The 13,692-nt window shown below is 72.1% G+C and carries 6 protein-coding genes; all 6 read left to right on the forward strand.

Going from position 1 to position 13,692, the window contains the following annotated elements; translation table 11 throughout:
- Positions 1–33 precede the first annotated feature (33 nt).
- Genes QNO11_RS00955 through QNO11_RS00980 form a run of 6 tightly spaced genes read left to right on the forward strand, consistent with a single transcriptional unit; the run spans position 34 to position 13,689 of the window.
- Positions 34–6,030, forward strand: coding sequence for an Ig-like domain-containing protein (locus QNO11_RS00955; RefSeq protein WP_257508856.1), 5,997 nt, complete (start codon positions 34–36; stop codon positions 6,028–6,030).
- 31 nt (positions 6,031–6,061) lie between these two features.
- Positions 6,062–7,030, forward strand: coding sequence for an AAA family ATPase (locus tag QNO11_RS00960; RefSeq protein ID WP_257508857.1), 969 nt, complete (start codon positions 6,062–6,064; stop codon positions 7,028–7,030).
- Complete coding sequence (locus QNO11_RS00965; protein ID WP_257508858.1) at positions 7,027–8,322, forward strand: DUF58 domain-containing protein; 1,296 nt, start codon at positions 7,027–7,029, stop codon at positions 8,320–8,322. The genes QNO11_RS00960 and QNO11_RS00965 overlap by 4 nt, the downstream gene beginning before the upstream one ends.
- A complete protein-coding gene (locus QNO11_RS00970; RefSeq protein ID WP_257508859.1) occupies positions 8,319–10,643 on the forward strand; it encodes a transglutaminase TgpA family protein in 2,325 nt (774 codons plus the stop codon). The genes QNO11_RS00965 and QNO11_RS00970 overlap by 4 nt, the downstream gene beginning before the upstream one ends.
- Complete coding sequence (locus tag QNO11_RS00975; RefSeq protein ID WP_257508860.1) at positions 10,640–12,040, forward strand: FHA domain-containing protein; 1,401 nt, start codon at positions 10,640–10,642, stop codon at positions 12,038–12,040. The genes QNO11_RS00970 and QNO11_RS00975 overlap by 4 nt, the downstream gene beginning before the upstream one ends.
- Positions 12,040–13,689, forward strand: a complete 1,650-nt coding sequence (locus tag QNO11_RS00980; protein WP_257508861.1) for a serine/threonine-protein kinase — start codon at positions 12,040–12,042, stop codon at positions 13,687–13,689. Before QNO11_RS00975 ends, QNO11_RS00980 begins: the two co-directional genes overlap by 1 nt.
- The last annotated feature ends 3 nt before the right edge of the window (positions 13,690–13,692 follow it).

Here is a 13,692-nt window from a genome sequence, read left to right on the forward strand (position 1 = left end):
GTCGTCACCATCTCCGCCATTTCGCTGACGACGATGGCCTTCCTTTACGAGGGGTTCCCGACCACCGATGTCGAGCTGAACGACGGCTCCGTCTGGGTCACCAAGCAGTCCAGCTACCTCGTCGGCCGCTTCAACGATGCCTCCCAGGTGCTCGACGCCGGGCTGCGCACCGTCTCGGACCAGTACGACATCGTGCAGGACGGGCGCACCGTGCTGGTCCTCGACCAGGCCAACTCCACGCTCGCTCCGGTGGATGTGGCCACCGTCGCCACCGTCGGCGACATCGACATCCCCACCGGCGCCACCGTGGGCGTCGGCGCTGCCACCGTCTCGCTGCTCGAGCCGCAGGACGGCGCGCTGTGGGTCACCCCGGCGTCGGGGCTGGCGGGCTTCACTCCCGCCGACGACCCGATCGCCTCGTTCGGCGAGGGCGCCGCGGCCGTCACCGGCCCCGACGGCACCGTCTACGTCGCCTCGCCCGAGCAGGGCACCGTGACCACGGTGCGCTTGGGGCCGGAAGACGTGGAATCCTCCAGCGAGGAGATCGACGGTCTCAACGAGGGCGACGAGCTGTCGATCACGGTGGCCGGCACCACGCCGGTGCTGCTGAACAAGACCGACTCCCGGCTGTGGGTCGCAGGCCTGGGCCTGCGGGACCTCAAGGGTGTGGCGGATGCCGTCATGCAGCATCCCTCCACCTTCACCGAGCACGTCAGCTACGCCACCCCGACCGCGCTGGTCACCGTGCCCCTGGGCGACGGCGACGTCACCGAGACCAAGGCCGGCGGCAACGGCGCCCCCGCGGCGCCGGTGTCGCTCAAGGGCTGCGTGTATGCCGCGTGGGGCGGCTCGGCCCGCTTCGTCCGCGACTGTCCGCAGGACCGCGACGACCTGGTCGACGAGATCCCCGGCATGGCGGCGGATGCCACCGTCGTCTTCCGCGTGAACCGCGACGTCGTCGTGCTCAACGACATCGTCGCGGGCTCGGCATGGACGGTCACCGAGTCGCTCGAGATGGTCGACAACTGGGACGACATCATCCCGCCCGAAGGCGGCGACGAGACCGAGCAGACCTCCACCGAGGTCTCCGAGGAGACGTCCCTGCCCGAGCGCACCGACGTCAACCACCCGCCGGTCGCCGAGGACGACGACTTCGGCGTGCGGCCGGGTCGCACCACGGTGCTGCCGGTGCTCGACAACGACAACGACCCCGACGGCGACGTGCTCACCGCCGAGGCGCAGGGCGGGGTGACCGTCGGCGACCTCGCCCCGATCTACGGCGGGCGCGCGCTGCAGGTGACGGTGCCCGAGGGGGCCACCGGCAACGAGCTGTTCACGTACGAGGTCAACGACGGCCGCCCCGGCGGCACGGATCAGGCCACCGTCTCGCTCGAAGTGCGCCCGTGGACGGTCAACTCCGCCCCGGTGCAGCGCACGATCCCGGTCGTCGTCGTCGAGCAGGGCGGACAGATCACCTACGACACGCTGCTGGACTGGATCGACCCCGACGGCGACGACATGTTCCTGCGCTCGGCGGCCACCGACGGCGGCGACGAGGTCGACTTCACCTCCGACGGCGAGATCACCTTCCGGGCGGTCGGGTCGGTGCAGGGTCGCCGCGAGGTCACCATCACCGTCTCCGACGGAAACGAGGACACCACCGGCACCGTGCAGGTGGACGTGCGCCCGGTCGGTTCGACCAAGCCCATCACGTCGCCCGACCACGTCGTGGTACGCACCGGCGAGAAGATCTCGATCTCTCCGCTGGACAACGACGTCTCTCCCAGCGGCGCCCCGCTGCGCCTGGCCCGGGTCACCGAGATCGCCGGCGCCGAGGTATCGCCGGATTACAACGCCGGGACGTTCTCGTTCGTCTCGCCCACCCCCGGCGTCTATTACGTGCAGTACCTCGCCACCGACGGACCGCAGACGGTGGTGGGTCTGGTGCGTGTGGACGTGCTGACGGCAGCCGACCCCGACGACCCGCCGATCGCGGTGCGCGACGTCGCGCTGTTGCCGACGGGCAAAGACGTGCGCATCGACGTGCTGGCCAACGACTCCGACCCGGCCGGCGGCATCCTCGTCGTGCAGTCGGTCACCGCACCGCCGAACTCCCGCGTTTCGGTGTCCGTCATCGACCACCGCTATCTGCTGGTGACCGACCAGTCCGGGCTCTCCCAGCAGGTGACGATCCAGTACCAGATCTCCAACGGCCGCCACTCGGCGCAGGGTGACGTCGTCGTGATCCCGATCCCGGCGCCCGCGCAGCTGCGGCCGCCGGTCGCCGCCGACGACACCGTCGTCGTGCGTGCCGGCGACGTCGTGAGCATCCCGGTGCTGGAGAACGATTACCACCCCAGCGGCGACGCGATCACGCTGCTGCCCGACCTCATCGATCCGCTGATCGACCCCGCCGACGGTGAGGCGTTCGTCTCGGAGGAAGCCCTGCGCTTCCGCGCGGGCCCGGAGGCCAAGACGGTCTACGCGACGTACGAGATCGCCGATTCGCTCGGGCAGAAGGATGCCGGGTACGTCACGATCCAGATCCTCGACGTCGACGCCGAGAACAACCAGGCGCCGCGCCCCCGGGACGTCACCGCCCGGGTGCTCAGCGGCTCCGAAGTGAAGATCCCGATTCCGCTGGACGGCATCGACCCCGACGGCGACTCGGTGCAGCTGGTCGGCGAGGCCTCCGCGCCGACGCTCGGGCGCATCGTGGACGTCGGGGACAACTTCCTGCTCTACGAGGCGTTCGGCGAGTCGTTCGGCACCGACGAATTCACCTACACGGTGCAGGACCGGCTCGGCCGCTCCGCCACCGCCTCGGTGCGGGTCGGCATCGCGCCGGCGACAGGCGTGAACCAGGCGCCGTTCGCGGTGAAGGACGTCGTGCTGATGCGGCCGAACCGTACCGTCGCCGTGCCCGTCACGGTGAACGACTCCGACCCCGAGGGCGACATCGTGCGGCTCGTCGACGGCGGCCTGGAGGTGCCCGAGGGCATCGAGGCATCCGTCAAGGGCGACCGCGTGGTCATCTCCAGCGCCGAAGAGACCGGCACCAAGACCATGACCTACACGATCCGCGATGAGCGCGGAGCGTCGGCCATCGGTTCACTCGTCGTCACGATCGACCCGGATGTGCCGCTGCAGACGCCCATCGCCCGCGACGACCGCGTGACGATCGCCGACGTCGGCGATCAGCCGCACGTCGACGTCGAGGTGCTGCTCAACGACGAGGACCCCGACGGGGTGCGCGACGAGCTGGCGATCAGCACGGCCGAGGAGGACGTCACGGTGCGCTCGGCCGGCGTCGTGCGCGTCCCGATCGCCGAGACGGCGCGCATCGTCCGCTACGACGTCACCGACGTCGACGGTCTCACCGCCTCCGCGTTCATCCACGTCCCCGGCTTCGCCGACCTGCGACCGTCGCTGCGCTCGACCGGTGCCATCGAGGTCATCAGCGGCGAGACGATCGAGATCGCCCTCGAAGACCACGTCGTCGTCGCCGGCGGCGGCCGGGCGATCATCACCGAGGCCGCGAAGGTCTCGGCGATCCACTCCAACGGTGCTTCGCTCGTGCAGGATGCCTCGACACTGGTCTACACCTCGGCGGACGGCTACAACGGCGCCGACGCGATCACGTTCGAGGTCACCGACGGCACCGGACCGGACGACCCGGAGGGCCGGATCGCGACGCTGAGCATCTCGATCACCGTGCTGCCGCCCGACAACGAGCCGCCGACCCTGTCGGGGGCCTCGATCACGGTCGCCCCGGGCGAAGAAGCGGCAACCCTGGACCTGCGCGGTCTCGCGTCCGACCCCAACGAGGAGGACGTGCCGAACCTGCAGTTCCGCACCGTCGACTCGGCCCCCGAAGGCTTCTCGGCGTCGGTGTCAGACGGGGTCCTCAGCGTTTCCGCCGACGCGGACACCCCCAAGGGCACCGTTGCGACGATCGACGTGGAGGTCACCGACGGCGAGACCGATCCGGTCACGGCGACGATGACCGCGACCGTCTCGGCATCCACTCGTCCGCTGGCCGTGGCCACCGACGACGTGCTGGCCGAGGCGCACCAGGGCGTCACGCAGACGATCGATGTGCTCGCCAACGACCAGAGCCCGTTCCCGAACGAGCCGCTGACCGTCATCGACGCGCAGGTGGAGTCCGGGCAGGTGCAGGGGCAGCCGCGGGTGCTGGAGAACGGCCGTGTCGAGGTCACCCCCGGCGCCGAGTTCACCGGCAGTCTCGTGGTGCGCTATCGCGTGCAGGATGCCACCGAAGACCCCGACCGTCTCGTGGACGGCCGCATCCGGCTGACGGTGCAGGGCCGCCCCGACGTACCAGGTACCCCGACGGTGTCCAGCGTGCAGGATCGCACCGTGGTGCTGTCGTGGTCGTCGCCGTCGAACAACGGCGCCGAGATCACGTCCTACACGGTCACCTCGACGGCGGGCAACTACACCAAGACCTGCGCCTCGACCACGTGCACCCTCGACGGGCTGACCAACAACGTCGAGTACAACTTCACCGTCACCGCGACCAACCGCGTCGGCACCTCGGACCCGTCCGCCCCGTCGGCCACTGCCCGGCCCGACGCCCGGCCCGACACCCCGCAGCCGCCGGCGCTGGGCTTCGGCGACCGCGCGCTGGACGTGTCGTGGACGACGCCGTCGACCCCGGGTTCGCCGGTGCAGTCGTTCGACCTGGAGATCTCGCCCGCCCCACCGTCGGGTGCGACGCAGAAGACCGGCGTGACCGGCAACGCGATGCGCTGGGAGGGCCTGGAGAACGGCACCGCCTACCAGGTGCGGGTGCGCGCGGTGAACCGCGCCCCCGAACCGTCGGCATGGAGCAGCTGGTCGCCCAACGAGATCCCCGCCGGGCCGCCGGCGGCCCCCGCGGCACCCACCACGCAGCGTCTGTCGCCGGTGGGCGGCCAGGCGCAGCTGCAGGTGTCGTGGACGCAGCCGTCGACGAACGGTGCGGCCATCGATGCCTATACGCTGCGCGTGCTGCGCGGCGGCAGCGTCGTCAACACGATCCCCGTCGGCGGCGGCCAGCTCACCCAGGCCGTGAACGTCGAGGCGTCGACGGCCGATTACACCTTCACCGTCGCTGCGACGAACAAGGCAGGGCAGGGTGCGTTCAGCGCGCCGTCGGCCCCGCGCCGGGCGTTCGTCGAGCCGGGCGCTCCCACCGGGGTGAGCGCGTCGCCGGGGAACGGACAGCTCTCCTTCACCGCGACGGCGGGCGCCGGCAACGGCGCCAACGCGAACGAGCTCGACTATGAGTACTCGATCAACGGCGGCGGCTGGAGCGGCTCCTTTGCGACCTTGACCAAGGGAGCGACCATCTCCGGTTCGGTCGGGGGGCTGGCCAATGGCACGACCTACTCGATCGCCATCCGAGCGGTCAACCGGATGGACGGGCAGTACTACGCCGGCCCCGGTTCGCCGGGATCCAACGGGGTCGTCCCGTTCGGCCCGCCGAACACTCCGGGCGCGGGCGCGTCGGCCAGCGGCACGTCGATCACCTTCTCGTGGTCTCCCCCCGCCCTCAACGGCCGCGACATCGCCCGCATCGAGATCAACATCGCCGGCGGCGGGTGGGAGAACGTCGGCGCGCAGAACGGCAGCCGGGCCGTCGACTACGGCCACGCCCAGCACCACACGATCCAGGTGCGGGTCGTCGACACCGAGGGTCAGGTCAGCGGCGTGGCATCCGCCAGCGCCCGCACCTCCGACCCGCCGCCACCCCCGAGCGCGCGTTCGGTGAAGGGGTCGCCTCGGCCCGAACAGGGCTGTGTGCACATGTGCTACAACCTGGCCGTCACTACCAGCGCCAACTTCCCCGCCGGCAGCTACCGCTACCAGTGCATCGCGGGCGGCCGGCAGTGGAACGACTATGAGGGCCCGGTGCACATCGGCGCCGGCACCACGACGGAGTTCCAGTGCTGGCGCGGCGACCCCGGCGCCGTCACCTACGTCAACATCGTCGGCTGGGGCGCCGCGGAATCGTTCGTCTGGTGACGCACCAAGACCATAGGAAAGCAGGAAACACATGACGATGACCGTGGAGCAGGCGACGTGGTTCCGTGACACGTTCACACGTCTGGCCGACAACGTCGGGCAGGCCGTGCTCGGCAAGGACGAGGTCGTGCGCCTCGTGCTGACGGCCATGCTCGCCGAGGGCCACGTGCTGCTCGAGGACGCGCCGGGGACGGGCAAGACGAGCCTGGCTCGTGCGCTGGCGGCCACCGTTCAGGGCACCAGCAGCCGCATCCAGTTCACGCCCGACCTGCTGCCCTCGGACGTGACGGGTGTGACGATCTACGACCAGGCGACGCACAAGTTCGACTTCCACAAGGGACCGGTGTTCGCGCAGGTGGTGCTGGCCGACGAGATCAACCGTGCCTCGCCGAAGACCCAGTCTGCGCTGCTGGAGGTCATGGAGGAGTCGCGCATCACCGTCGACGGTGTCGCGCACGAAGTGGGCCGCCCGTTCCTGGTGATCGCCACGCAGAACCCGATAGAGCAGGCCGGTACGTACAAGCTCCCCGAAGCGCAGCTGGACCGGTTCATGCTGAAGACCTCCATCGGCTACCCCGACCTGGCCGTGGCCGAACGCATCCTCGCCGGCTCCGCCGATCGCAACCCCACCGCCCGGCTGCAGCCGGTCGTCACGGCCCACGCCGTGGCCGAGATGGCCGATCTCGCCGCGACGGCTCACGTCGACTCCGCGCTGCTGCGCTACGCGGCGCAGATGGCCGAAGCCACCCGCGAGACCAAGGAGACCACCATCGGCGTCTCGGTGCGCGGCATGCTCGCAATCGTCCGCGCCGCGAAGGTCAAGGCCGCCAGTGAGGGCCGCCACTACGTGCTGCCCGACGACATCAAGGCACTCGCGCTGCCGGTGTGGAGCCACCGGCTCGTGCTGGACCCCGAGGCGGAGTTCTCCGGCGTCACCGCCCGCAGCGTCGTGCAGCGGGTCGTCGACGACATCCCGGCGCCGCAGGCCCGCGCGGCATGACCGCCTCTGCGCACCCCGCCGCCCCGACGCTTGCGCGCCGGGGCGCTCGGCGTGCGCCCTCGGCCGCGCGCCCGACCCTCCGCGCCCGCTACGAGGCATCCGTCGCCCCCGTCGCCGGGCCCGTGGCGCGTCGGCTCGGCCGCATCTTCGGCGTCGTCACGCCGCTGGGCTGGGGGGTCGCCGCGGTGACGGCGGTCGCCGGCATCGCCGGCATGATCCTTGGCTGGTGGGAGCTGACCACGCTCGCGCTGTGCGGCATCGCGCTGCTGGCCGTGTGCTCGGTGTTCCTCATCGGCCGCACGCAGTACGACGTGTCGCTGGATCTGACCCGAGAGCGGGTCGTGGTCGGCGAGCGTGCCGTGGGCAGCCTCACACTGCGCAACCCCGGCACGCGGGCCATCCTGCCCGCACGCGTCATCCTTCCCGTCGGCCACGCCCGCCCGGTGTTCGAAGTGCCGCGGCTGGCGGTGGGCGCCAGCCACGACGACCTCTTCGCGATCCCGACGACCCGCCGCGCGGTGCTGACGGTCGGCCCGGTCAGCGCCGTCCGCGGCGACCCGCTCGGCATCTTCCAGCGCACCCAGGCGTGGACGGATCCGCTCGAACTGTTCGTGCACCCGCACACGGTCGGGCTGGGCGGGATGTCCGCCGGATTCCTGCGGGACCTGGAAGGCCTTCCCACCCGCGATCTGTCCAGCGACGACGTGTCGTTCCACGCGCTGCGTCAGTACGCCCCGGGCGATGACCGCCGTCACGTGCACTGGCGGTCCACGGCACGCGTCGGCACGCTCATGGTGCGCCAGTTCGAAGACACCCGGCGCTCGCACATCGTCGTGACCCTCTCGCGCAACGCCGCCGAGTACGCCGACCCCGAGGAGTTCGAACTCGCCGTCTCGGCCGCCGGTTCCATCGCAGCGCAGGCCATCCGCGACGACCGTGAGGTGTCGGTGCTCAGCCAGGACGTCACCGTCCCCACCATGGCCGGCCGCCCCCTGCTCGACGCGCTGTCGGGCATCGAGACCGCCCATGCCGTCGCGTCGACCACGGAGCTTGCCGCGCGGGTCAAGGTCGAGGCGCTGCAGGCCAGCATCGTCGTCATGCTCACCGGGTCCCGCGTCTCCGCGCCGGCGCTGCGCGCGGCCGCCCGCACCCTGCCCGGCGGCGCCCGCGTGCTGGGCGTGTCCTGCACGGCCGGGGCCACCCCGGGCCTGCGCCGACTGGGGGATGCCACGGTACTCACCCTCGGCGCGCTCTCGGACCTTCCCGTGGGTCTGCGGCGGGTGCTCTCGTGAGCGTCACTGGTACCGAGCGGATGCCGCTGACGCGCCGCACCGCGATCGACCTCGCCGCGGTCGCCGCGCTCATCGCCGTGTCGATCGTCGGGTTCGGTCCCACCTTCGACAGCCCGTACTTCCTCATCACCGGCTTCGGCGCCCTCGTGATCGGCCTGGGCCTGGCGGTGCTCGGCACCGTGCTGCGGTGGGGGGTGCTTCCCCTCGCGGCGGCGACGATCGCGGCCTACTTCGTCTTCGGCGCGCCGCTGGCGGTGCCCACGACGACGCTCGGCGGTGTCGTGCCGACGCTGGAGAGCCTGCTTACCCTCGCCGGCGGCGTCGTGTTCGCGTGGAAGCAGTTCCTCACCGCCGTCGCGCCGTTCGCGGCATCCGATTCGTTCCTGATCGTCCCCTACCTCTCGGTGCTGTTGGTCTCGGTGCTGTCGGGCTCGATCGCGCTGCGCGCCAGGCAGTACGGCTGGACGCTGCTGCCCGCCGGCGTGCTGCTGGTGCTGGCGATCGCGTTCGGCATGTCCCAGCCGGCGGTGCCGATCATCCAGGGCGCCGTCTTCGCCGTCGTGGCGATCGCGTGGGCGTCGTACCGCCGCTCGATCTCGGCGCACCGGTACGCGGCCGAATCCGGTTCCACCACAGTGCACGGCACCGGGCGGCGCGTGCTGGCCGCGGCCGGCGTACTGGCGCTGGCGATCGGTCTCGGTGCCGGCGCGAGCGCCGTGGTGGCCCCGGCTGGTCCCCGCTATGTCGTGCGCGACGCGATCCTGCCTCCCATCGATCTGCGCAACTACGTCAGCCCGCTGCAGTCCTTCCGCGCCTACGTGCGCGACAAGGCCGACGAGACGCTGTTCACCGTCGAGGGGCTGCCAGAGGGTGGCCGGGTGCGGCTGGCGACGCTGGATGCCTACGACGGCGTCGTCTACAACGTCGCGAGCGAGGGCGCCGGGTCGTCGGCGAGCTTCCTGCGCATGGGCGACAAGATCCCCGCCACCGTCGAGGGGGAATCGGCCACGCTCGAGGTCGAGATCGGGTCGCTCCGCGGCGTGTGGCTGCCCGATGCCGGGTATCTCACCGGCATCAGCTACCGCGGCGACCGTGCCGACGACCTGCAACGGTCCACGTTCTACAACCGCGCGACCGGCGTCGGCGTCGTCACGGCGGGGCTACGCGAAGGCGACAGCTACACCCTCGAGGTCGTGCTGCCCCGCACGCCCACACGGGCGCAGTTGGAAGAGGCCGCGATCGCCCCGCTCGCGCTGCCGCCGCAGCAGGACGTGCCCGAGGGCACTGCGTCGATGGCGTCGAAGCTCGTCGGCTCGGCCGACACCCCGTTCGAGCAGGTCGATGCCCTCGCGACCGCGCTGTCGGCGAAGGGGTTCTTCAGTCACGGACTCGAGGGCGAGGCGATCTCGCGCGCCGGGCACGGCTCGGAGCGCATCCAGGCGCTGCTGGCGACGCCGGAGCGCATGATCGGCGACGACGAGCAGTACGCCGTCACGATGGCGCTGCTGGCCGGTCAGCTGGGACTGCCGGCACGCGTGGTGATGGGCTTCTACCCCGAGGAGGAGGCCACCGGCGGGGCTTTCGCCGCCACCGGCGAGGACCTGCACGCGTGGGTGGAGGTCGCGTTCGACGAGTACGGCTGGGTGCCCTTTGACCCCACGCCGCCGGAGGACCAGGTCCCGACCGACCAGCAGACGGTGCCGCAGACCGAACTGCAGCCGCAGACGCTGCAGCCGCCGCCGCCCGCGCAGGATCCGGTCAACCTGCCGCCGGACGTCCCGGAGGACGAGGGCAACGAAGACGACGACGATGGCGGCCCGTTCGCGTGGCTCGCGATCCTCGCGTGGATCGCGGCGGGCATCGGCATCCTGCTGGTGCTGGCGGCTCCCTTCCTGGCGGTGCTGCTGCTGAAGCTGCGTCGCCGCCGTCGGCGCCGCGAGACCGGCGCCCCGTCGGAGCGCACCAGCGGCGCGTGGGACGAAGTGCTCGACACCGCCCGCGACTTCGGCGCGAAGACGCCCACCGGCGGGACGCGCCGGGAGGACGGGGCGGTGCTGGCCGAGGCCCTCGCGACACCCGGCGTCGTCGCGGTGGCACAGCGCGCGGATGCCGGCGTGTTCGGTCCCGGCGAACCGGCCGAGCAGGACGTCGAGGAGCTGTGGCGTGAGGTCGACGAGATCATCGTCGGCCTGCAAGGCTCGGTCGGCTTCTGGCGTCGGCTACGATCGCGGCTGAGCCTGCGGTCGCTGATCCGCCCCGCCGGCAAGCCCGCTCGCAGTCCCCGAGGCCGCACCGCGCCCGCTACGAAGGACCGGTCATGACCACATCACGCCCCACCCCCGCGCGCTACACCGCCGGCGATGCCTACGCGATCGCATCGCCGCGCGGCGTCGCGCTGGTCTCCCCCGAGGTGGACCCGGAGATCGTCGAGGGGGTCTGGCAGGCGCTGGCCTCCGGTGGCGGGCTCGCCGGAGTGCTGGATGCCGCGACCGGATCCAGTGGCCGCTTCGCCGATGTGCCGCCGTTCGGGATGGTCGTCACCGGCGAGCCTGCCCGCGTGCTCGTGCGCGGAGCGGTGGAAGCCCACGTGACCGACGCGGCCGGGCGCACCTGCGTGCTCAGCGGCACCGGGGTCGCCACCTGGGCCGAACACGTCGTCGCCGACGCGCGCGCGGTGGCGTTGCGCATCGGCCCCGCTGCCGGGGTCGCCCTTCCGATCGTGGACGGCATCGTCCGCGCCGGCGGGGTGACGGTCGTGCTGACGCAGGATGCCGTTGACGTACCGCTGGCACCCATCGCCCCGCCGGTGCTGGCGCCGATCGCCCCGCCGGTGCTGGCGCCGATCGCCCCGCCGGTGCTGGCGCCGATCGCCCCGCCGGTGCTGGCACCGACCGCCCCGCCGGTCCCGGCGCTCATCGACACCGACGGCGAGCCGGCTCCTGCCGAGGGCGAGCCCGCAGACGCCGAGCCGGTCGAGGCCGAACCCGCAGATGCCGAGGAACCGTCGCCGGAGCCGCTCATCGACGTACCGGCCTGGGTCAGCGGCGACGCCGCTGCGGCCCGCTCCGCCGCCGCCGCCGACGACCCGCTGGAGACCGTGCAGTCCGACCGCCGTGGCCGCTTCGCCCACCTGTGGGGCGAGACGGTGATGGCCTCGGTGGCCGCCGCAGCCGTCGCCGATGCGCAGCAGCCTGCGGCCGCAGGCGATGCTCCCCGCCCCGACTCCGGCGGCGAATCCCTGGTGCGCGCGGGCGACCATGACGGCGCCACCGTGTCGCTGGCCGCCGCGCGCGCCATGCGGGCGAGAGGCCGCGCCGAGGCCGACCTGCCGCCCGTGCCCGCTCCGCCCGTGCCCGCCCCGCCCGCCCCGGTGCCGCCGCCGGCGCTGGGCCGCCTCGAGCTGTCGACGGGGCGGACGCTGGTGCTCGACCGTGGTGTCGTCATCGGCCGGCGGCCCCGTGCCACACGCGTGGGCGACGACGTGCCGCAGCTGGTCACGGTCGAAAGTCCCAGCCAGGACATCTCCCGCAGTCACATCGAGGTGCGCCGTGAAGGCGAATCGGCCGTCGTGGTCGACCTCGACACCACCAACGGCACCGTGCTGCACCGGGACGGCTCCAGTCCCATGCGATTGCACCCCGGGGAGGCGACCATCCTGCTCGACGGCGATGCGCTTGACCTCGGTGACGAAGTGACCGTGACCTACCGGGAGGGTTGATGAACGCGTCACGTCCGCCCACCGCTCCTCCGGACATCCCCGGCTTCATCTATCGGGAACTGCTCGGCTCGGGCGGGTTCGCCGACGTGTTCCTCTACGACCAGGCGCTGCCGCAGCGTCGCGTCGCGGTGAAGGTGCTGTTGGCCGATCGGCTCAGCCAGACCTCCATCGAGGATTTCGCCGCCGAGGCCAACATCATGGCCCAGCTGTCGACGCATCCCGCGATCGTCACGATCTACCAGGCCGGTGTCTCCGACGACGGCCGGCCATATCTGGTGATGGAGTACTGCTCCCGCCCCAACCTGCAGGCGCGGTACCGACGTGAGCCGTTCTCGGTGGCCGAGTCGCTGCGGGTGGGCGTGCAGGTCGCTGCCGCCGTCGAGACCGCGCACCGCGCCGGTATCCTGCACCGCGACATCAAACCGGCGAACATCCTCGTCACGGAATACAACCGGCCGGCACTGACCGACTTCGGCATTTCGACCGCCGGTGACTCCGTGCAGGAACTGGCGGGCATGTCGATCCCGTGGTCCCCGCCGGAGGCATTCGCCGAGGCAGGGTCGCCGGGACGCAGCGGAGACGTCTACGCGCTCGGCGCCACGGTCTACACGCTGCTGGCAGGGCGGTCGCCCTTCGAGATCCCGGGGCAGCGCAACGGCAGTTCGGAACTCATTCAGCGGGTACTGACGATGCCGGTGCCCCCGCTGGGCCGCGCCGACGCGCCGGCCTCGCTGCAGCGGGCGCTGGAGCGGGCCATGGCCACCGCCCCCGGCGACCGCTACGCCAGCGCGCTGGACTTCGCCCGCGCGCTGCAGCGGGTGCAACTCGAGCTGAACATGGCCGCCACCCCGATCGACGTCATCGACGAGAGCGTCGACGACTCCCCGATGGAAGACGAGGACGGCGGGCTGACCCGCATCCGGGGCATCGTCAGCATCGACCCCTCGCTCCCGCCGCCGATCGTGCGGGCACCCGGCTCGACGACCCCGCTGGCGGGCATCACGTCGCCGCCGGCGGGGACGACGGTCGGCGCCACCATGCTGCGCCCCGCCGCAGGTCACCTGCCCATGTGGGACAGCGCGCCCCCGGATGCCACCGTGCAGCGTTCCGCGCCGCTGGGTGCGTCCACGGCCGCTCCCGCGCCGGCGTTCGCGGCCGCGCCCCCGGTGGCGGACTCGCCCGTCCAGGGCGAGGAGGAGGCCCCGGCTGCGGCACCCGCCCGCCCCCGGCGGACCGGCGCGCTCATCGGGGGCATCGTGGCTGCCGTCGTCGTGCTCGGTGGCGGCGGCATCGCCCTCGCGGCGGCGACCGGGCTGCTGGCACCGGCGGCAGAGCCCTCGTCGGCGCCCGAGGACGAGGAAGAGGGCCCGGCCGACATCCTCCCCGACGGCGGCGTGCCCACCGTGGCGGACTTGGAAGGGGCCGTGCAGGGCGAGAACGTGACGTTCACGTGGCGCAACGCCGAACCCGAGGAGGGCGACACCTACCTGTGGGCCGTCCAGCGCCTCGGCGAGGAGTCCCGGATGGAATCCACCGATCAGACCACGCTGACGGTGCCGGTCGAGCCGGGTGGGCGCACGTGTGTCGAGATCACCCTCGTGCGCGCCGACCGGCAGAGTTCGCCGGTGGCGGAGGCGTGCGCGCCCTGACCG

This window comes from Microbacterium sp. zg-B96, from assembly GCF_030246865.1.
GTDB lineage: Bacteria > Actinomycetota > Actinomycetes > Actinomycetales > Microbacteriaceae > Microbacterium.